Below are 21,188 nucleotides of genomic sequence, written 5' to 3' on the forward strand. Positions count from 1 at the left end.
TTCGGATCTTCATGTATTATTTTCATCTGTTTTTCTGAGAGTTATGGGCATTGTCATCAAGATAATGCCCAAACTGTTATGAAAATAACTATCATCCAATAAGTGTTGAGAGTAGCTGGGCATTTTCAAATTATTCAATCACAGCTTGCCCTTAGCTTTTGTTCGTATCTAATTAAAAATAAGCTAAATCACAATAACGAATAAGAAAATAAAGCTATGTTTGGAAATATTATACGTACGTTTCGTGTTAATAATGGTTTGTCTCAAACTAATTTTGTTGATGCGATTCAAAGAAGTAACTCTAACTTTAACAACCTGGACGTTGTGACACTAAGCCGTTGGGAAAGAGGAGTAACAACTCCCCACTTAAAACGTCAAAACGAGTTACTGGACCTTATTGGAGTCAACATATTTGATGTTTGGGAGGCAAACGACTCACAAACAGTTCTCACAGGGTTAACGAATAAATTTAATAATAACGGTTATATTGATATGAACATGCACGTCCAAACAGAAGTTACGGTGATTAACTCAAATAATTCATTCCTTCTTGGGAAGATTACCAAGTTAATTGATGTCATCTTTGAATATGAGGATAACGTTATGCTCAGTAATTTAGAAGATTTAGGTCTGAGTAGAAAGGTAATTATTGAAAAAATAATAAATCAATATTCTGGAGAGTTAACGCTCGTCACGGTTAATGGGCAATTAATCGGACACTTATTAAGTGCTAACTATAATCTTGCAGCAGATTTTTTGGAGCAAGTCTTAGTATCTAAAGAAGATAGAGCACATTTAGTTGTTACTTTTAACTGCACTCATTATTCGTCATTTACAGACACAATGGGCAGAGAGGCGTACAAGTATCTACAAAGCTTAAATCCAGATAAAGAGTTTTATATACTACTGAAAAGCAAAAGGATTTTTGATCTGTTTTTTTCATTGGGCTGCGAGTATCGAAGTGTAAGAAGTAACGATAGATCAATGAAGGTCATGAACTTGGATTCAAAGAAAATGAAATCACAACGCACTTGGATGGATATTATTGCAAACTATAAAGGTGAAGAGAATGAATAACACAGTATTGATTGTTGACGATGTTGAACTATCGAGAGAGGTCATTAAAAATGCGGTCTCTTTATCTAATAAAAAAACATCTGTACAGTTTGCAGAAAATGCGTTCGATGCAATGAGCAAAATGCAAAACGCATCATTTGATTTGGTGATTATGGACATCATGATGCCCAATGGCGATGGATTTGAACTCTTGAGTATGATGTCGCAACAAAATGTTGAGTCTAAAATAATCATTATTTCAGGTTTGGATAAATCCATTGTTAGCTCGGTGAGTATGCTTGGAAAGCTCTATGAGTTAAATGTTGTCGCTTCACTAGAAAAGCCTATTTGGGCTAACCAAATAAGTGAGTTGGTTGATAAAGCACTTGAAGTTGAAACCATAACCAAAAGCGAGCTTGGCTTTGGTAACCGTGCAACAATCATCGATGACGATTTTCCCATCAATCTGGTTTATCAGCCGCAAGTTGTTTCGGATATAAATGTTATTTCGGGGTTTGAATTGTTGTCACGATGGTCTGATGAAAACGGGACCTTACTTCCACCGAGCTATTTTTTGCCAGTAATTGAAGAGCTAGGAAAGCAAAAGGTTTTTACCAATATCGTGATAAATAAATTCATTCAGGATTATCATCTCCACTTCAGTGAACTTGATAAATCGTTGAGGTTCTCAATTAATATCGATCCTAATTTACTGACTGATGAATCTGTTGTCGATAATCTACTCGAGATCTATAAGCAAGGTATTGAGCATACTATCGTTGTAGAGCTGACTGAAAAGGGGCTTTCAGGCAATATTGAAAAAGAATTGTTGGCAAATATTTTACGGCTAAGGTTGAATGGTTTTGAGATTTCTATAGATGACTTTGGGATGGAAGCATCGAATATTGAACGTATTGTCAAACTGCCTATTAGTGAGATAAAAATAGATAAAACCATTACATGGGGACTTTGCCATAACATTGATTACATGCAAAAAATCGATGAAGTTAAGAAGCTCGTTTCGGTAAAAAACGCACGTATTATCTATGAGGGTGTTGAAAATAAAGACACCTGTGCATTTCTGGAAGCTCTAGGCGGCTTTAACCAACAAGGTTTTCTTCATGGGGTTCCATCACTACCTGAAATTGTAGTTGAGATGCTCGCAGAGCAAAAGGAGCTAGATTACGTCGCTTCTGAATATACTTCTAATCATTAACAACGTATTAGGGTAACGAGCCAAAGCCAACTCAATGGGCTTTGGCTCTTTTTATTACTTACCACACACCGAACAATTAGGCATCTTCATTAAATTCATTTCACGCCAGCTGTGAGACATGGCATCGAGAATCAAAAGCTTGCCTTGCTTTGGTTGTCCAAACCCGGCAATAACCTTGATAGCTTCCAAAGCCTGAGCCGCGCCAACCATGCCAACAACAGGTGCCATCACACCGGCTTCAACACAGCTTAGAGCAGCGTTGCCGAATAGAGCGCTCAAGCACTGGTAGCAAGGTGCATTTTCATCTTGATAAGTGAATACGCTAATCTGACCTTCCATGCGAATCGCAGCGCCCGATACTAGAGGCGTTTTTGATGCGTAACATAAGCGGTTCAACTGATTGCGCGTTTCGACGTTGTCACTGGCATCAAGAACAAGCGAGTGTGCTTCAATTAACTTGCCAAGTGCCTCGTCATCAAGCCTGTGTTCGACAGTTTCAATCGTCAGATGCGGGTTCAATACCTGCAAAGATTCAGCGGCAGAATCGACCTTCTTCTTACCAATATCAGTATCGGTGTGAAGTACTTGTCGCTGCAAATTTGAAAGCTCGACAACATCGTCGTCGATCAGCATTAGCTTACCAATGCCCGCAGTCGCAAGGTATTGAGCAGAGGCACAGCCTAAACCACCCGCACCTAACACTAAGATTGAACTCTGTTTCAGCGCTTCTTGACCTTCAAAATCAAACTGTTTGAGAATGATCTGGCGATTGTAACGAAGCATCTCTGCGTCAGACAGTATTTCCATCAGCAAGCCTCGTTAGTAAAGCGTGGAGTTAAACAGTTGAATCTGAACCGTTTCACCGACTTCAACACGGCCACGTTCGCGCTCTAGTACCACAAAGCAGTTTGCTAAGCTCATTGAGCGGAAAGCGCCAGAGCTTTGGTTACCTGTTGTTTCTACTACAAACTTACCGTTTTCAATCGAGTAAATACCACGTTGATAATCAGTACGGCCTGGGCCTTTTTTGAATGCAGATTTAGTGATCGCAGGAATCGATTCTGGTGCTGTCCACGCAGTGTGACCGGCAAGTTTAGCCAGCATAGGTTGAACTAACACATACATAGTCATCATTGCAGACACTGGGTTACCCGGTAGGCCACAGAACCAAGCGTTATCCAACTCACCAAATGCGAACGGTTTACCTGGTTTGATAGCTAGCTTCCAGAAGCCGATTTGGCCGAGTTCTTCCAAAATATCTTTGGTGTAATCCGCTTCACCCACACTCACACCGCCAGAAGTCACAACAACATCCGCGAGTTCTTGAGCTTTCTCGAAGGTTTCTTTAAGCGTTGCAGGGCAATCAGGGATGATGCCTAGGTCAATCGCTTCACAACCAAACGCTTCAATCAGCGGTTTGATACCGTAGCGGTTGCTGTCGTAGATCTGACCATCTTCAAGAGGCTGACCTAATGGCTTGAGCTCATCGCCAGTAGAGAAGAAAGCGACTTTAGGTTTGTGTGCCACAGTTACATGACTCACACCGAGCGAAGCAATCATTGGAATGTCACGAGGTGTTAAACGTTCGCCACGGCTAAGAACGATATCGCCTTGCTTGATGTCGTCACCGGTAGGGCGAATGTTATTGTTCAGCTTGATGTCGTCTTGCTGAATCTCAATGCCAGCGTCAGTTTCAGCAGTGTTTTCTTGCATGATTACGACGTCACAACCTTCCGGGATCTTTGCGCCAGTCATAATGCGAATACAGGTGTTTGCTGGCCATTCACCTTCAAAAGGTTGACCTGCAAAGGACTTGCCCGCTAAAGGCAGCACTTTACTGTTCTCTAGGTCTGCTAAGCGCAGTGCATAGCCGTCCATTGCTGAGTTATCAAAAGGAGGTACGAAAATAGGGGATAGAATATCTTCAGCAAGTACGTAACCCAATGCTTCTGCCAATGGCAGTGATAAGGTCGTTCGAATAGGTTGAATTGGCGATAGCAGCTTATCTAGTGCTTCTTCAATTGGCATCAAGCCCGGAGCGTCGCAACAGCCCATAATTGAAATCCTTTGATCGTTATTGTTTTGGTTTTGTGGTTGGCAATGGTGGTTAAATAATGATCAGAACACCTGGTTCGCCAACGAAATTCTAGCCACTCTAGCACAGTTTAAGCCCCGTAAATAATGACCTCCCTTAAAATATGGGTGTATTTATTCAAAATTCCGAGTATCCTTGTTTGCCATCCAGAAGGGGTAATAAAAGAGGAAGTTCAATGTCAGGTCTTAGCGAATCAGCGAAGTTGGTTAAAGATGCGCTAGCAAGCCGTGGTTTAGAGACACCAATGAGTCCAAACCAGGTTAGCCGAGAAGAGAAAAAGGAACGAATCGAACACCATATGCGTGAGATTCTCACTCTCCTTGAACTTGATCTTACGGACGATAGTCTGGAAGAAACACCGCAACGTATTGCTAAAATGTACGTGGATGAAATTTTCTCTGGTTTGGATTACGCCAATTTCCCTAAAATTACGGTAATCGAAAACAAGATGGGCGTTCGTGAGATGGTACGAGTAAAAGACATTACCGTGACCAGTACTTGTGAGCACCACTTAGTGACGATTGATGGTAAGACTGCGGTCGCTTATATCCCTCGTGGGAAAATCATCGGCCTTTCAAAGATTAACCGTATTGTTCGATTCTTTGCTCAGCGCCCACAAGTTCAAGAACGTATGACGCAGCAGATCCTTGTTGCACTGCAAACGCTACTCGAAACTGATGACGTTGCTGTCACCATGGATGCGGTTCACTACTGCGTGAAATCACGCGGTGTAATGGACGCGACTAGCGAAACGACAACAACAGCTCTGGGCGGTATCTTCAGATCAAACCCAGCAACGCGCCACGAATTCTTACACGGCCTGCGTTAATACTTTTCGTTATTGGATGCACGTGATTTAGCCTTTGTAAATTGAAGTTCGTTGAAAATATTCTAAGCCTCGCTTTATGCGGGGCTTTTTTACGCCTGCAATGAAGTCAACTGTAATGGCTGAGAATGCTGTTATTCCCTAAAGTGAAGAATGAGCGACTTATTCACTTTCGCCATTCCCTAAAGTGAGGAATGAACGTAATAGGGAATCTGTTGCGGCCAAGCAGAAAAAGCACGCTCTATATCTTAACGTTTGTTGAAAGCATATAGAGCGTAACTAGAATCAGTCGCTGGTGGGAGTGCTTAAGAAAGGTTAAACAAACGCTTTAAGTGGTGAACAATACCTGATGGCTTGTTCTCGGCTTGATAGATGTTCAAACCATCGTAAAAACTGGCCATGAACTCTACGCGAATCTCATCATCACTGCTTCTCGATATACGAGACAATAGCGTAGCGGCTACAGCTGCGTGATCATTGGCTAGGCTGTAATCCATTCCTAGTCGTCCTTGAATGAACAACCACAAATGCGTGACTAGTTTTAACTGTTGAGCGTTAGAGTTTTGAAACTTGTCACTGTGCTCAGTGCCCACAGTATTATCGAATACATTTTGCATCGTCTCATTCGCTTCTTTATAGCTTTCAAAGCGATAGCTTGCATCGATATGTACCTTGGTTAACAGGCCAAGCAACGTCTGACGTGCAGAGTTGTCAGGCTTGTTCTCGCAAGCGTGTTTGAACAGAGCGTGGTTTTCATCAATAAATGACGACAGCTCTTTCTCGTAGCCTGTCGAGAGCGCTTTGACTGAACCTAAACCTGCTTCTTTTAAACACTGGTGAAGCTTGGTTCTAGCTTGTTGTTTAGCTTTGATTTCTTGCTGCGCGTCGGCTTGTTGCTTGGCTTCTTCTAGCTGGCTAGCTGCTGTTTGCGAATTATTCGGGGTTGGACGCTCAGTCATTACTCTGTAGCTCTTCCCACGTTACTTCTGCCGATTGAGTATCGCTGTTAATGAAAGCAGAGTTACCCGTCAGCATGACTGAAAGATCCATCGTACGTTGTGTCATGGCTGCTAGCTGCTCAATACCATCGTTGTCTAGACGAACGATCTGAGCTTTTAGGTAGCCGAATTTACCTTTGTTCTGCTCCCACCAAACGTTTGATTTAGTGTTGAAGCTGAATACGCGTACTGATTTAGATAGGCGAGTTGCCTTCTTAACACGCTCTGGATCGGGTTCGCCCACATCGACCCATTCTAGGATTTGATCGTCTAACGACTTCTGCCATAAATCGGGTTCTTCAATGCTAGACAATCCTTTAGTGAACTCAAGTTCAGGAGATGCATTGATACAGAAAGCCATGATTCGAGCCATCATTCGCTGTTCTGTTTCAGAAGGGTGTTGTGCAACCGTTAGATTGAAAGAGTCGTAATAGTCGCGATTCATATCGGTTAAAGAGATACGAAACTTGTAGATTGTCGGTTTAAGAGCCATTGAGAGGGTGTCTTAGGTAGAAATAGTGAAGGGGAATATTACCTTAAATCTCTGAATAGCGGGTAAAAAAATAGCCAGCAGAGGCTGGCTATTTTTAGAAAGCTTTAAAATACTAAATTAAAGTACTTTGATGCTGTCAGCTTGTGGGCCTTTTTGACCTTGAGATACTACGAACTCAACTTTTTGGCCTTCAGCAAGAGTTTTGAAACCGTCGCCAGTGATAGCAGAGAAGTGTGCGAATACGTCTGGGCCGTTTTCTTGTTGAATGAAGCCGAAGCCTTTAGTTTCGTTGAACCATTTTACTGTACCAGTAACTGTGTTAGACATGATGATATCCTAAAATTAAATTTTTATTTTGAGCCAATTGTGGCACTGATAGCGCGGAAAAGTTTATTGCTATTGCGTACAACACAACGGGGTTACTAGTAATCCAACGAAATGTTTATATACAAAGAACTTTCTTTCTAGCCGGGAACGAGTCTAAATCAAATCAGGGGATAGTCAATCGAATACATAGGGAAAGGTTGCAGAAACTTGGGGGTAGTCAAACTTTGCATTCCTTAAATATCATGGAGTTACAGTTGTATGGTGATTTGTTGTAGTTTTTGTGAAAAAGGTGGTCGAAATTGATGACGAATTTGGAGTAAATGCACTGTTTTAGCGCATTCATTTTTGCAAATTTAAAGCCGCTAACTGGGCGTTGAGCCCACTTTTAACGGCTTATATTTATAAATGTCGTTGTAAGGTAAGTGCCTTTACTTGAACGAGGTCTCGGCTACTTTTTCAAGCGGTACAGGTTGCCATTATCAGTGCTGAAGAAGATGTCTCCGTTTGGTGAAGTTTCGATGTCTCTTATCCTTTCGCCCAAGTCCTCTAAAATGCGTTCTTCCTCGATTGCCTCACCTTGTTCATTGACTGTCACAATATTGATGTGAGTAAGTTTTAGTGCGCCAGCCAGCAGTTTGCCTTTCAGCTCTGGGTATTTGTCTCCTTGGTAAACAAGCAAACTGCCCGGAGCGATTGAAGGAACATAGACTTTTTTTGGCGCTTCAATACCATCTTTGGTTTCCGATTCGCCAACGCTGATAGGGCCCCAATACTCTTTTCCGTGTGAGGTGACAGGCCACCCATAGTTGGCACCCGCTTTTATTAGGTTAATTTCATCACCACCGCGAGGGCCGTGTTCAATCGACCAAAGCTTTTGAGTCGGGAAATCGTAATACAGACCTTGTGGATTACGATGGCCAAAGCTCCAAATTTCATTGAGCACTTTGTTGTTATCCGTGAATGGGTTATCGCTTGGTGTGCTTCCATCGGCATTCAGTCGTAATATTGATCCGGCGTGAGTCATGGTGTCTTGGCCGTTGTCTCGATCACCACGGTCGCCGATTGAAAAATACAGGTGGCTATCATCAAAGGTGATACGGCTACCAAAGTGACGTCCGGTGTCCGTTCTAGATTTAGATACAAACACATCTGTCCAATTGGTGACTTCATTATTGCTGTAATTAGCAAAAGCCAGTGTCGTTACGCCTTCACCATCGACGTCTTTACTGTAAGTGACGTAGAACTTTCCGTTTTCAAAAGGGGAGAGTGCGATATCCAATAATCCACCTTGGCCTTTCGCCCATACATTGGGCAGCCTGAACAGTGTGTTTTGATTGCCTGTTTTTAAATCGACATGTTTAATGACGCCTGATTTTTCTGTGACTAACATGGACTTATCGTTGACATAAGCCAGTCCCCAAGGGATCACGAGTCCGTCGGTGATCTTCTCTGCCTGCCATGCAAAGGCTGACGTTATAGGACCAGAGGCAAGCAGCGCCAAAGCACATGAAAAAATACGGTGATGAGTGTTCATTGAAATCCCTTGATTATGAGCATCTAGTGTTAGTCTAGCGCTTGTGACCGATTGGCGGAAAGCCGAGGTTGCTGAAAAGTGACTATTCACATATTTAGTTGAACGCCTATTGTATGATTATACAAGCTCACGTATGTTTACTGTGCCTTTCTCTATTTGATCCCGTCGGAGCATTATGAACAACTCACCAGCAGCATTTTCGCTATTTTCTCAGTTTTTATGTTGTGAGTTAGATACGCACGATTTTTCTTCGAACGGACCTATTAAACGATGAGTCGTGGATTTGATTTTAAATCGATCTTACTTGCGTGCTTGGTCATCAGTATCGGCCAGCTCAGTATGGGCTTGGTGTTTCCTTCTTTGCCTTGGATCGCAAAAGATTTTGATGTCTCGCTAGAGCAAGCCCAGCTTTTGGTGAGTGTGTATTTATTAGGCTTTGGCCCTTCCCAGTTTATTTATGGCCCTATTTCCGATGCTTTGGGACGCAAGAAGGTACTGCTAAGCGGTTTGTTGATTGCCATGCTTGGGTTATTGATGATCATCTTCTTCAGCCATTCGTTTACTAGCATGGTGATGGGGCGATTCCTGCAAGGCTTAGGAACCGGTTGTTGCGCGGTACTTGCTCGTGCTTCTACGCGAGACAGATTCAGTGGGGCAGACTTGCCTTTGGCGATGTCTTACATTGCTATGGTTGCGTCTATAACACCTTTGATCGCGCCCGTTATCGGTGGATTCATTAACTTCCATTTTGGCTGGAGCATGGTGTTTATCTCGCTACTTGGCTATGTCTCATTAGCTTGGGTGGTGTTAGCGTTCAAATTTAAGGAAACCGTCACTCAGGTTTCGGCGATCCCTTCGCCTAAGAGAATGGTTTCTCAATATAAAGAGCTACTCACTTCTCGTTATTTTATGAGCTTTGCGTGTATCGGTTGGCTTAACTTTAGCTTGATGATCACCACTGTGTCGGTGATGCCATTTATCATGCAAAACCAGATTGGTATGACGTCAGATGAATACGCGATGTGGGCGGTGATTCCAGCATTAGGCATGCTTGGCGGAACAGGCTTATGTAACCGTATTCGCCCTATGCTGGGTAACAAGAAAACTCTGTTATGCACACCTGTATTGCACGTTGCTGCGGCCTTGTGGCTGTTCTTCTGTCCACTCGAACCTTTGTATCTCATGCTTGGCCAGTTCTTGATGATCCTTGGTAATGGTATTGCGTTACCTTGTGCTCAGGCGTTAGTGATGTTGCCTTATAAGAAGAACGCTGGCGCGGCGGCTGCGATGTCTGGTGGCGGGCAGATGGTGGTGTCTTCAATGGTGAGTATGGGCCTGGTTCAGTTAGGGTTAGGGGAAGCGTGGCATTTATCGCTCGTTATCATGCTGTTCACATTGATTACCCTGTTTAACATTTTGCGTGGTTTCAGTAGCCAAGAAGCGAGAGAGTCTCAGCTCAGTTAGTTGCTTAGGTAATTAGCTAGCTGCCTGGCTAGTAGGAACGAGAAGGCCATTGAAATGATGAATTTCAATGGCCTTTTTAATGTTCAGCGCTTTGGTTTAAGTTACCAGAATATATGCTATTTTCTGACTGCTTAGGGCAAGTGGTAGTGTTCCGAGCGCAGCTTGCGGCAGGGACGTTAGTTTCCATTATTGCTGGCAGCTACTTTATCTTCTTGCTACTGAAATCTCGAAGAACATAGGTTTTGCTCATGACCGAAAGCCATTGCTAATCAAAGCTACTGGCAATCAAAGCCATTGGCGATAAAAGCTACGGATGAAAAGCAGTGAATGGAGCGATCCATCACTGCTTTTTTGTTGATGTCGTTTGTGTAAAGGGAAAGACGTTAAGCAACACAGGTCTCGCTTCTTAATGTGCAAGTTTGGCATATGTTAATAAAATGTATAACCTAAAGGTCTGACCACTGATAAGGTAGCCACCATGCCAAACCTCGATCGTATTACTTGTTCTATCGATGAAAACCAAATTGCGACGGTTGTGTTGAATCGACCCGATAAGCTCAATGCTATTGATATGGCAATGTTTCAAGGCGTGAATAACATGGTGACTCAGCTGAAAAAGAACACCGAGATTCGTGCCGTAATAGTAAAAGGTGAGGGTTCTGATTTTTGTTCAGGGCTTGATGTTAAGTCCCTATTAACCAGTAAATCTGGGGCGATGAAGCTCTTGTTTAAATGGCTACCGACATTGCCTAACGCTGCACAACGCTTTTCATTGGGTTGGCGAGATATTCCATGCCCTGTCATTTTTGCGATTCATGGTCGTTGTTGGGGAGGCGGCCTGCAATTGGTCAGTGGGGGTGATTTTAGAATTGCTAGCCCGGATGCGAACTTCTCTATATTGGAAGCAAAGTGGGGTCTGATTCCAGACATGGGAGGCGCTATCGCTTTTAGAGAGCTGATGCGTAAAGATCACACCCTTGAAATGGCGATGACGGCCAAAGTGATCGACTGTGAAACCGCTAAAGAATATGGGTTGGTGACCAAGATTGCCGAAGATCCTTACGCTGAAGCCTATGCGTTGGCACTTGAGTGTGCGAATCGGTCGCCAGATGTCGTCGCTGCTAACAAGAAGCTCTACAACAAGACTTGGTGGTCAAGCCCGGGCATGGCTGTATTCTGCGAAACTTGGTATCAGATAAAGGTTGGGTTAGGTAAGAACAGGGCGATTGCTGCTCAACGTGAAATTCATCGAGACAAACCACGCCCTTACGTCGCCAGAAAGTTTAAATAGCGCTTGTACAGGAATAATGGATATTCCCTTTGTTTATTGAGCTTTGCGGTAACCTTAGAGCAATTTAATGTCTAAGGCTAAATGAGCGCTCTGATGAACAAAACTTTTACTTACTCTCTAGCTGCCACTGCAATTTTTACGAGCTTAAATGCATTCGCAAGTGGCCTGTTTTTGCAAGAAGCTGTCGTTGCCAACGCTGGTACTACTGGCGCTGGTGATGGTGTTTACACTCGATCTGCAGCGGCGATGTGGACAAACCCTGCCACTATGTCTCACATGGGCGAAAGCAAAACGACCATCAACACCATGGCATTCGATCTTGAAATGAAGTATCAAGATAACGGTGGTAATCCAGATGGTAAAGCTCATTCCGTAATGCCGTCATTTGGTGCCTTCCACGCTCATCAAGTCACAGACAAATTACACCTTGGTATCGCGCTTGGCGCTGTTGGCGGCTCTAGCCTTGATTACGGCAGTGATTGGGCGGGTGCTGCACTTCTAGAAGATATCACTCTTACTGCAATGCAAGTGAACCCATCACTGAGTTATAAGCTGAATGACCAATGGTCAGTAGGCGCGGGTGTGCAATTCAGTTGGGCTGCATTCCAACAAACAACGTCAATGCTTACTGCGAAGCAAGATACTGACTGGGCATACGGCTATAACCTTGGCGTAATGTACACACCGACAGATAAACTTAAGCTGGGCGCAAGTTACCGTTCTAAGCTAGAGCATGAGTTTAACAATGATGTAAATGGCGTTATTAACCAAGGCGTATTGAATTCATTATCAACTGATATTGCTTTACCTGAAATCATCGATGTCAGTGCGAGCTATGCTTTGAACTCTCAACTTGACCTGCTTGCTAGTATTCAGTTCCACCGTTGGAGTGAATGGGATACAACCGTTCTTGATTTTGGAATAGCAGGAAGTCCAATTAATGGTGTTCCGATTGAGCGTGACTGGGATGACGTTTGGAAATTTGCGGTAGGTGCGGATTATCAATTGAATTCAGACTGGCGTTTGAAAGCTGGCTTCTCTTACGAAACTTCTCCGCAAGACGATCCGTCAATGCAATGGGTTGACCTTCCTGTGGGTGAACAGTACCGCTACTCAGTTGGCGCATCTACCTACTGGGACGACATCTTAATTGATGTGTTCTATGAATACGCTGATTTGGGTTCAGTTGAGATGGATCGATATGGTCGATTTGGTCAAGTTAATCTGTTGAATGGTTCGTTCGATGGCCGTATCCACTTTGTTGGTGTTAGCGCGACCTTCTAATGACATTACGTAATCTACTAATCATTACTTTAGTGTCTTTATTTTCAACGGGTGCTTTTGCTGAAGAGAAGCACCCTGATGATCCGACTAAAATCGTAACCAAAGCTGGCGTTGCTTATAACGAAGATCTGCAGTTCTCTGGGTCTATTGGGCTTGATGAAGCACGAATGATCAATGCTCGTGTTAACGCAGATGGCGAAGAATGGCGAATAGGCGGCTCATGGCTGTTGCCTATGGGTATTGTTAACTTCAACTTTAGCCGTTCTGAATATGACAACGATGCTTATAAGAACAACTACAGTATTGGCACATTTATACCACTGAGCTATTTCGATATTGAGCCGTTCGGTTGGCAAATCTTCCCTATGGCTGGTTACAGCTATAATGACGGCGAAGTAGCGGTTTTCGATGATGATAATGTTGGTTCTGACTATGTATTGATGTCGAGCTCAACACACGGTGGCTACATTGGTGCGTTTGGTTTAAAAACGATTACTGATGAATGGTCTATCATGGGCTTCGGTGGCGGTTCAATGGGGTCTGATGATTATTCAGGGTATTGGGCAGGCGTCGGTGCTAGCTACAAGTTGAGTGACGCTCAATCATTCAACTTCTTCACTATTTTTGCTGAGGACGATTTCGGTGAAAATAACAGTGTTGGCGCGTCTTACACCTATGAGTTCAAATAACTGTTAGCAGGCAGAAATTCGCAGGTGGACACCTCTCGTAAGAACCATTGACTTAGTCCAGATTAAATTGAACAAAGTCGCTTATTAAAACTTAGCGACTTTCTTTTGTTACCATTTCTCCAATCTTTTTTATCTCTTTTGGATGCTTTCTATATCTTTCTCACATGAGAGTGCCGCTCTCTTAATCTAGATTAAGTTTTCGCTGCCTTATTCTCTGTAGTATCCGCCTGAATCAGTGCCCATGCTTAATGGGTAACTTGCGTAACACGATTTTGAGAGGAAGACACTTGAGCACTTTGTTTACAGAAACCCACATTGGCAAGATGACACTAAAGAACCGCTTCATGAGAAGTGCAACGTGGGAAAATATGGCCACCGAAGATGGGCATATGACAGATAAACTGTACGCTATCTACGAAGAGTTGGCTCAAGGCGAAGTCGGCCTGATCGTGACGGGTTACGCGAACATCGTTGAAGAAGAAAAACCGAATGCGGGCATGATGGGGATGTATAACGACTCATTCATTGAAGAGTACAAAAAGCTGACTCAACTTGTTCATGACAACGACTCTAAAATCGTGATGCAACTGGCTTATGGTGGCACCAAAACCACTCATGATCTTGGCGAGCGAGTGATCTACGCACCAAGTGAGGTTCCAGAAAAAGGAACTCAAACTCTAGGCAAAGCGATGACCAAAGACGAGATCGACTACATTGTTGATGCCTTTGCTCAAGCGTCATTAAGAGCACAGAAGTCAGGTTTTGATGGCGTTGAAATTCATGCCGCTCACACTTACCTGATTAACCAATTTCTAAGCCCTTATTACAACCAACGTGAAGATGAATACGGCGGTAGCTTAGAAAACCGCATGAGATTTTTGTTAGAGATCTATACTGCGACGCGCAAGCTGGTGGGTGATGATTTCCCTATCTTAGTTAAGCTCACAGCTTCGGAGTTTTTTGAAGGTGGTGTCACCTTCGATGAAACACGTATTGTCTGTAAAAAGCTTGAACAAGTGGGCGTGGATGGCATTGTCGTGTCAGGTAATATTCATGGTAAAGCAGACACTATGATTGGCGAGTCGCACGATGGTTTTACCATTCAAGCTGAAGGCTACTTCCATGAGTATGGTCACGCGATCAGCCAAGACGTTAATATCCCAGTGATCACGGTTGGTGGATTGACGGATTTCGATGCCATTGAAGCCATCGCAAACAACACGGGCATTGAGTACTTCGCGCTTTCAAGACCGCTGCTTTCTGAACCCCATTTAGTTAAGCGTTGGAAGGAAGGGGATAGAAGCCCTGTTGAATGCGAACGATGCTCTAAATGTCGTACTAAGCGCGGTAACTTTTGTGTGGTGAATAAAGACAGAAAAGCACAGCTTGCTCGAATGTAGTCGCTGAACCCAGCTCCAAGCGTGAGCCGAAATTTATAGCGAGTCTAAGTTTGAGCCTGTGTAATCGCGCAGGCTCTTGTTCATGCCGTATTCCACGAAACGATATTTGAAACCTTATTAATCACATCTTCCTGTCAAATTGGTGCGACTAAACAGATACACTACGCCTGTAAATTATCCAACCAAGTTATCGATAAAAACTGAGCAAACTTTGAAACTACTTCCTCTTCTTAAGCAACCTCGAATCCACTGACGCCTCTTTAGTTTTAGCGACATTGCTATGATTTAAGCGTGATACTCACTATTAATCCCAGTGAACCCTGTGTTTATAGGGCGTTAGTTTGTGTACCTTGGATTCGCACAGTCGAACATTTTGATCGTTAACGAATAAAACTAAATAGATCATTCAGAGGTAAAAATGCAAAAGAAGCATTGGTCCAAATTCGAGTTGCTGCATGAAGTCGTAACCAACCCCAATATTCATGTAAAAGGTCAACACAGTTATTACAGCGATTGCTGGGATAATGGTTTTGAACAATCGGTAGTGCGCTATTTACACGGCGACGAAGTCAGCCGCCAGTGGGAGCCTCGATGGGAAATCGACGAACTCTATATCGGTGATTATGTCTGTATTGGCGCAGAGGTCGTGATTTTAATGGGTGGCAACCATACACACAGAGTTGATTGGTTTTCACTGTATCCATTTATGGATGTCATCGACGACGCCTACATTGGCAAAGGCGATACTCACATTGAAGATGGGGTTTGGTTAGGCATGAGAGCGATGGTGATGCCCGGTGTGACGATTGGCGAAGGCGCTGTAGTCGCAGCGAATAGTGTGGTGACTAAAGACGTCGCTCCATACAGCATTGTCGGTGGTTCTCCAGCTAAAGTCGTCAAATACCGCTTTGATGAGTCCGTTATTGACGAACTCATGTCATTCAAAATATACGAGTGGCCCTCAGATAAATTTGAAGCGCTGAAACCGTATTTATGTAACTCAGACTTTTCAAAGCTAAAGCAGGCGATAACGGATTACGACAATTGTTTGTAAGGAGCATTTGTAAGGTGCGTTTTTAAGGTACGGGTATAGCCACAGATTTGTGTAGAAAGATCTGTGTCATATTTATATTGAAAAACACGTTAAATCAGTCCGTTACCTTGCAATACTCAACATGGTGTACCAATCTTATTTCATAAGCATGGATAAGGATTGTGTATGCCCGCAAGTTCAATGAAAAACAAAGGGGTGGTAGGAAAAGTCCTACTGCCTTCTTTACTCATAAATCTTCTCTCTCTCGCCGTTCCGTTAACGGTTTTGCAAATTTACGATCGTATTTTACCTAACCAAAGTTACGGTACTGCCACTTTGTTGTTGGCGGGTGCAGCGTTGGCTGTTGCCATGGAAGCATTGATCCGGTTTGTGCGTACTTGGCTTTTGTCAGCCGCGGCCAGCAATACCGAGAAAGCGACCTATCAAACTTTGGTTGAAAGAGTAACAACGGCTTCATCAGGCCATCTCCGCCACATTGGTGTTGGCGGCGTGGAAGAGGGGCTTGGTTCTGTATCCAAAGTCAAAGATTGGTATTCCGGTGGTGTGATTGCAGGCTTTATTGATTTGCCTTTTGCCTTGATCTTCTTGGGCTTGGTGGCTTACATCGGCGGTGAGCTGGTGGCGATACCTTTGGCAGTTTGGCTGATTACTCTCGGAATCGTTTGGTTATCTTCTATTCGCGTTAAAAGCTTAAGTGAAGAAGCTTCCCAAGATGAGCAGGAGCGAAAAGCGTTCTTGATTTTACTGAGCCAAACCATTCAAGGAATCAAACGTCAGGCTGTTGAGTCTCGAATCTTCAATCAGTTTAAATCCCTCAATAACGTTCGCTCTCAGTCTAAAGCGAGAGAAGAAGAACAGAACGCCTTTGCCCAAGAATGTATTCAGCTTGCCGCATTAGCCACGTCAGTTTTACTCGTAATTACGGGGAGCTTGTGGGTGTTGGATGGTCAGTTAACTACTGGTGGCTTGGCGGCATGTTCTATCTTATCTGGCAGAGCGGTTGCGCCTTTGAGTGCTCTGGTTGGGGTTAGAATCAAGCTTAATTCAATACACAGTGCCAATCAGGCAATAGAAAAATTGAGTGACTTATCATTATCGGAATCTTCAGATTCTGAGCAAGTTGAGAACCACTTATCTGACTTTGAGACGTTGGAAATCAAGCAAGCGACCGTTGAAAGATATGGTGAACTCTCTCATGCAGATGTCACACTGAATAAAGGTGAGTTGGTTTTGTTAGAGAGTGAGGATCGCCACACCAACAGTCATTTATTGTCGTCGATTGCAGGTATTGATGATCTAAAAGCGGGTGAGTGCTTCATTAACGGAGCTGCAGTTTCAATCGCATCCGTAACCAATATTGCTGCCTACTGTGGCGTTAAAGGGCAGTTGGTGTCGGGTACTATTCTCGACAACTTGTGCGGGTTTGACCCTGAGAAAACGCAAAGCGCCAGTGACTATGCAAAGCGTTTGGGTTTAACCAAAGAGATTACTCGATTACCCGATGGACTAGAGACACAAATTGGCCATACGAGTGCTTCTTTGTTGAGTATGGGTAACGTGAAAATGCTCAATATCGCGGCTCAATTGGCAAGTGATAAACCCATAATCATGTTGGAAAGGCCGGATTCTTCACTTGATTTAGACGCCCTTGGGAATCTAGCTAAGGTGTTGGAAGAAGAAGTAACGGCAGGACGCACGATACTGATGGTGAGCTACCATTCGAAGCTTCGCGAATTTGCTAATCGAATCATTACAGTGGAAAGTCGAGCTATTACGGTCGACAGCGAGAGCAATCAGGAGGCCGTCGTATGAATCGTTTAGATATTGGTAACCCTTCAGGTACGAACAACCGTGCAGATACCAGCGGTCGACAAGAGGTGATGAATCATTTAGAAACCGAGAGCCTTTCCGTTCTTAAGCAGTTGGAAGTTAATGCTAATATCCAGTTGTTCGCACATCAATGGGTCGATGAAAATGGCATTGAATCAATCGACGATATGTTTGCCTTGTTCGACAGGCTTGCACTGCCTTATCGCTTGGTTGCCAACCTAGATGAAGTTGGTGAACATAAATTGGTCTTACTGGTACTTGGTGAACATGAGCTGGTCTCTGGTCATTTGGAATCCAAGCAATTTGTTGCCTTTAATGCCAATAACGACATCACCGATGTCCCTCAGTTTTGTATTGTTATCGAAGGGCCACCATTAGAGAAGGCCTCTCCTGATTGGGTTGGTGAAAGGTTACATGCGTTTCGCCCCATCATTCCTAAATTGTTATTGGTCAGCTTTATCACTAACTTATTTGCGCTTGCTGTTCCCTTCATCACGATGTCGATTTATGACCATGTGATTGGTGGTGATGCAGGGCATGAGTTGCAAGGTATCGCCATTGGCGCGGCGTTGTTGTTTGTGATGATGGGTTGGTTGAGAACATTACGTAGCCGAGTGTTTGCTTCAGTTTCCAACCGAGTCAGCCGCGAGATTTCTCAATCCCTCGTGCAGCGTCTGCTTCGTAATAGCTATGCTCAAAATCAGCAAACAGCTTCTTCTAGTCAGCAAAACCAAGTGATGTTGTCAGAGCGTATTTCAGGTGTGCTATCGGGGCCATTAGGAAATGCGTTATTTGACCTACCATTCATTCTAATTTTTGTACTAGCGATAGGAGTTTTAGGCGGATGGTTGGTACTGGTTCCAGTCGTCTCTTTAATCCTTTATTACTTGCTAGCAAAACGCTCGATACGCTCTAGCAGCAAGCGCTCGATGCAATCGACAGTCGCAGGTACGAATCGTCAAAACATGACTAATGAGCTGTCATCTAAGCTTGCCTTTATTCGCAGTGCTGGATTCTCAGAGCACTGGATTCAACGTTTCAAAAAAGCCAATCTTCTTGCTTCAACAGTGACCTTTAATCAATCGGTTCTCCAGAGTCGGTACACCTCGATTTACTATTTCATTGGTGTGGGCTCGACACTCGCCGTGATGGGGTTAGGCATAGGACTTATTTTTGAACAAGTGATGACGCCCGGTGGTTTGATTGCTTCAATGATGTTGATATCTAAGGTGACGGGTCCTGCTCAGGTGTTGGCAAACAGCGCGATGCGTTTTAATAGCTTTAATCAATCCAAGCTGCAAGTGAACCGTATTTTGTCTCAGCCGTCTGAGCGTGAATTCAGTTACCAGCATCACCCGTTACCCGTGGTAGCGCCTAACTTGAAATTAGACCAAGTGACGCTGCGCTATCCCAAACAGAGTCGCCCCGCTTTGAATGGTGTGAGTTTTGATATTGAAGCCGGTGAAGTTGTCGCGATTACCGGCCCTTCTGGGAGCGGTAAATCAACATTAATTGAAGTGCTGTCTGGCTTGCAGCCTATCCAAAATGGCATGGTCGAGCTTGAAGGCGTTAACCTCGTTCAATACGACCCGCAGCTTTATCGCCACTGGTGTTTCATTCGAGCCGCATATCCTGATTTGCTTACGCTGAGTATTCGAGAGTGGCTAAACGACGGTCACAAAGTCGAAGATAAGAAAATGATATCTGCAATTGAAATGGTGGGCGGAAAGCGTTGGTTCGAGACATTATCAGGTGGGCTCGATACTTCCATCAGCAGTATTCAGCCGGACAGCCTTTTTGACATGTTGTCTGGCAGCGTCGCGCAGATCCTCATTGACGCGAAAGCGCTGGTTTATGACTACCCAATGTTCTTAATGGATAACCCTGTGCCTGATGCTCACCCAAATGCTAAACGTATATTTGGTGAGTTTGTGCAGTCGAAAAAAGGAAAAGCAACGGTGATCTACACGTCCCACGATCCGGATTTAATCAAGCTTGCCGATAAAGTGGTGGTATTAAATGAAGGTGCAGTGGTTTATGCCGGTCCATTAGAGCCGGAGCAGTCTTCGAAGCAGGAACAGCCTTCAGAGCCTCAAGCTTCTCAAGAACCGCAGTTATCTGAGCAACCGTTATCTCAAGAGCTACAGCCGTCAACTCAAGAGGCGTCTGCTCAACAAAATGCAGCCCAACAAGAACAATCAAAGTCTAAGCAAGGAGTCGCTAATGACTAAACAATCTATCGAGAAGGGCAAGCGCTACGGTGAACTTGTTGAATCACAAAATACGGCTCGTACATTGGCGCTGGCCACATGGTCGGTTGCCTTATGTGTTATTGCTTTTGCCACTTGGTCTGTCGTCACTCAAGTTGATGAAATCGCCAAAGCCAAAGGTGCTGTGATTCCAGAAGGCGAGAAGCAAGTATTACAAAGCGCGATTGGCGGGAAGTTAAAGCAAATTCTCGTTAAAGAAGGGCAGTTGGTTGAGAAAGGCCAGCCGCTTGTTGAGTTTGATGCCACTTTTCAGCGTACCGCCCTTGAAGAGCTAAAGTCCCAACAAGTGACGCTTCTAGCCAGTGTGGAACGTATGAATGCGCTGCTTGAGCAACGTGAGCCTAACCTTGCTGAGTTTGAGGTCGATTACCCAGAGATCGTCAGCCAGCAAAAAGCGCAGCTGAACGCGCAAAAAGCCCTCTACTTCCAAAAGCGTGTGGTGCTTGAGAAAGAGAGCGAGCAAATTGCAGAGCAGCTTCGTAGCGTAGAAAAGGCCTTGCCGAGTTATGAGAAAGAGTTAAATGCGACTAAGCAAGAGTTGAACATACTGGATAAGGGTTATAAAGCGGGTAACATTTCACGTTTACGTGTGCTTGAAATGCGACAAAAATTGGCCAGTATCGAACAGAAAATCGAAGAAGCTCGTGGTAAGAAGTCGGTATTGATTAGACAAGCTGACAGTAATGACCAAAAAATCATACAGCTTCTGGCGGAAGCGAAAGCTAAAGTGAGCGATGATCGTTCTAAAGCCGTATCTGACTTATCAGCATTGAATGCTAGAGTTCGTTCAAGCCAAGCTAAATTGACGAACACTATGTTAGTGTCACCGCTACAAGGCTTGGTGCAAAGCATACCAAGCACGCAGGATGGTGGTGTTATTCAGCCGGGTGGCACGGTAGTTGAAATTGTGCCTGTCGGAGGGAACGCTGACTTCAAAGCACGTTTGTCCCCAAGAGATATTGGTTTTGTGAGTGTTGGGCAGCCCACTCGAGTCAAGATTGATGCGTTTGATTACAGCCGCTTTGGGGCTTTAAAAGGGGCGGTAGAGAGTATTTCACCGACCACAAGTCAAAGCGAACGTGGCGAGATCTATTATGAAGTTGTAGTGTCGGTTGATACGCCTTACTTCCGTGATAACCCTGAAAGCTTTTCCATACTGCCGGGTATGACGGGTGAAGTAGACATCACAACTGGCGAGAAGTCGGTGTTCCAATACTTATGGAAACCGATTTATACCAATGTTAGCGTGGCGTTTGGAGAGAGGTAAAGTCCTCCACTCTGGCTTGCATAAAAAAGGAGCACATGCCGTTAATGCCGATCAGTTAAAGCCAAAGCGATCGGTTGAAGGATCCTTCAGAGCT

Annotated in this window: 18 protein-coding genes; 12 read left to right on the forward strand and 6 right to left on the reverse strand. The window is 44.1% G+C overall.

Annotated elements, in window-relative coordinates; translation table 11 throughout:
• Positions 1 to 216 precede the first annotated feature (216 nt).
• On the forward strand, positions 217 to 1,077 hold the full coding sequence (locus AB6E78_RS17095; RefSeq protein ID WP_372074863.1) for a helix-turn-helix transcriptional regulator: 861 nt from the start codon (positions 217 to 219) through the stop codon (positions 1,075 to 1,077).
• A complete protein-coding gene (locus AB6E78_RS17100; protein WP_372133988.1) occupies positions 1,070 to 2,272 on the forward strand; it encodes an EAL domain-containing protein in 1,203 nt (400 codons plus the stop codon). The genes AB6E78_RS17095 and AB6E78_RS17100 overlap by 8 nt, the downstream gene beginning before the upstream one ends.
• Before the next feature lie 54 nt (positions 2,273 to 2,326).
• Here the strand turns inward: AB6E78_RS17100 and moeB are convergent, their stop codons facing one another.
• Positions 2,327 to 3,079 carry a molybdopterin-synthase adenylyltransferase MoeB gene (moeB, locus tag AB6E78_RS17105; protein WP_372112360.1) on the reverse strand — a complete coding sequence of 251 codons (753 nt, stop codon included), beginning with the start codon at positions 3,077 to 3,079 and terminating at the stop codon, positions 2,327 to 2,329.
• Positions 3,080 to 3,091: 12 nt separating this feature from the next.
• Positions 3,092 to 4,327: a molybdopterin molybdotransferase MoeA gene (gene moeA, locus AB6E78_RS17110; protein WP_372112358.1), complete on the reverse strand. Its 1,236-nt coding sequence runs from the start codon at positions 4,325 to 4,327 to the stop codon at positions 3,092 to 3,094.
• Between the two features lie 215 nt (positions 4,328 to 4,542).
• Between moeA and folE the strand changes: the two genes are divergently transcribed.
• Positions 4,543 to 5,196, forward strand: coding sequence for a GTP cyclohydrolase I FolE (gene folE / locus AB6E78_RS17115; protein WP_017061725.1), 654 nt, complete (start codon positions 4,543 to 4,545; stop codon positions 5,194 to 5,196).
• A 302-nt stretch (positions 5,197 to 5,498) separates the two neighbouring features.
• On the opposite strand, the gene AB6E78_RS17120 is transcribed toward folE, so the two are convergent.
• The 4 genes from AB6E78_RS17120 to AB6E78_RS17135 all read right to left on the reverse strand — a co-directional run bounded on the left by AB6E78_RS17120 (position 5,499) and on the right by AB6E78_RS17135 (position 8,545).
• Entirely contained in the window at positions 5,499 to 6,152 is a 654-nt protein-coding gene (locus AB6E78_RS17120; protein ID WP_241910572.1) for a hypothetical protein, read from the reverse strand.
• The gene (locus tag AB6E78_RS17125) at positions 6,145 to 6,684 is read right to left on the reverse strand and encodes a YaeQ family protein (RefSeq protein ID WP_017061727.1); all 540 of its coding nucleotides are present in this window, start codon (positions 6,682 to 6,684) and stop codon (positions 6,145 to 6,147) included. Before AB6E78_RS17125 ends, AB6E78_RS17120 begins: the two co-directional genes overlap by 8 nt.
• A gap of 117 nt (positions 6,685 to 6,801) precedes the next feature.
• On the reverse strand, positions 6,802 to 7,011 hold the full coding sequence (locus AB6E78_RS17130) for a cold-shock protein (protein ID WP_010430417.1): 210 nt from the start codon (positions 7,009 to 7,011) through the stop codon (positions 6,802 to 6,804).
• A 448-nt stretch (positions 7,012 to 7,459) separates the two neighbouring features.
• Positions 7,460 to 8,545, reverse strand: a complete 1,086-nt coding sequence (locus AB6E78_RS17135; protein ID WP_372112292.1) for a PQQ-dependent sugar dehydrogenase — start codon at positions 8,543 to 8,545, stop codon at positions 7,460 to 7,462.
• A 270-nt stretch (positions 8,546 to 8,815) separates the two neighbouring features.
• Here AB6E78_RS17135 and AB6E78_RS17140 point away from each other — a divergent pair, with 270 nt between their 5' ends.
• From AB6E78_RS17140 to AB6E78_RS17180, 9 genes are all read left to right on the forward strand, one after another.
• Positions 8,816 to 10,009: a multidrug effflux MFS transporter gene (locus AB6E78_RS17140; RefSeq protein ID WP_372133987.1), complete on the forward strand. Its 1,194-nt coding sequence runs from the start codon at positions 8,816 to 8,818 to the stop codon at positions 10,007 to 10,009.
• 478 nt (positions 10,010 to 10,487) lie between these two features.
• Positions 10,488 to 11,300, forward strand: a complete 813-nt coding sequence (locus tag AB6E78_RS17145) for a crotonase/enoyl-CoA hydratase family protein (RefSeq protein WP_017064440.1) — start codon at positions 10,488 to 10,490, stop codon at positions 11,298 to 11,300.
• Positions 11,301 to 11,393: 93 nt separating this feature from the next.
• The gene (locus AB6E78_RS17150) at positions 11,394 to 12,584 is read left to right on the forward strand and encodes an OmpP1/FadL family transporter (RefSeq protein WP_017064441.1); all 1,191 of its coding nucleotides are present in this window, start codon (positions 11,394 to 11,396) and stop codon (positions 12,582 to 12,584) included.
• Entirely contained in the window at positions 12,584 to 13,273 is a 690-nt protein-coding gene (locus AB6E78_RS17155; protein WP_102320576.1) for a hypothetical protein, read from the forward strand. Before AB6E78_RS17150 ends, AB6E78_RS17155 begins: the two co-directional genes overlap by 1 nt.
• A 287-nt stretch (positions 13,274 to 13,560) precedes the next feature.
• Positions 13,561 to 14,673, forward strand: a complete 1,113-nt coding sequence (locus AB6E78_RS17160) for an NADH:flavin oxidoreductase (protein WP_372112285.1) — start codon at positions 13,561 to 13,563, stop codon at positions 14,671 to 14,673.
• Between the two features lie 418 nt (positions 14,674 to 15,091).
• A complete protein-coding gene (locus tag AB6E78_RS17165; protein ID WP_017082045.1) occupies positions 15,092 to 15,727 on the forward strand; it encodes a CatB-related O-acetyltransferase in 636 nt (211 codons plus the stop codon).
• A gap of 165 nt (positions 15,728 to 15,892) precedes the next feature.
• Entirely contained in the window at positions 15,893 to 17,539 is a 1,647-nt protein-coding gene (locus AB6E78_RS17170; RefSeq protein ID WP_017066510.1) for an ABC transporter ATP-binding protein, read from the forward strand.
• The gene (locus AB6E78_RS17175) at positions 17,536 to 19,788 is read left to right on the forward strand and encodes an ABC transporter transmembrane domain-containing protein (protein ID WP_372112280.1); all 2,253 of its coding nucleotides are present in this window, start codon (positions 17,536 to 17,538) and stop codon (positions 19,786 to 19,788) included. Before AB6E78_RS17170 ends, AB6E78_RS17175 begins: the two co-directional genes overlap by 4 nt.
• Positions 19,781 to 21,094 carry an HlyD family type I secretion periplasmic adaptor subunit gene (locus AB6E78_RS17180; RefSeq protein WP_372112278.1) on the forward strand — a complete coding sequence of 438 codons (1,314 nt, stop codon included), beginning with the start codon at positions 19,781 to 19,783 and terminating at the stop codon, positions 21,092 to 21,094. The genes AB6E78_RS17175 and AB6E78_RS17180 overlap by 8 nt, the downstream gene beginning before the upstream one ends.
• The last annotated feature ends 94 nt before the right edge of the window (positions 21,095 to 21,188 follow it).

Source organism: Vibrio sp. 10N.247.310.98 (assembly GCF_041467395.1).
In the GTDB taxonomy this organism is placed as follows: Bacteria; Pseudomonadota; Gammaproteobacteria; order Enterobacterales; family Vibrionaceae; genus Vibrio; species Vibrio crassostreae_C.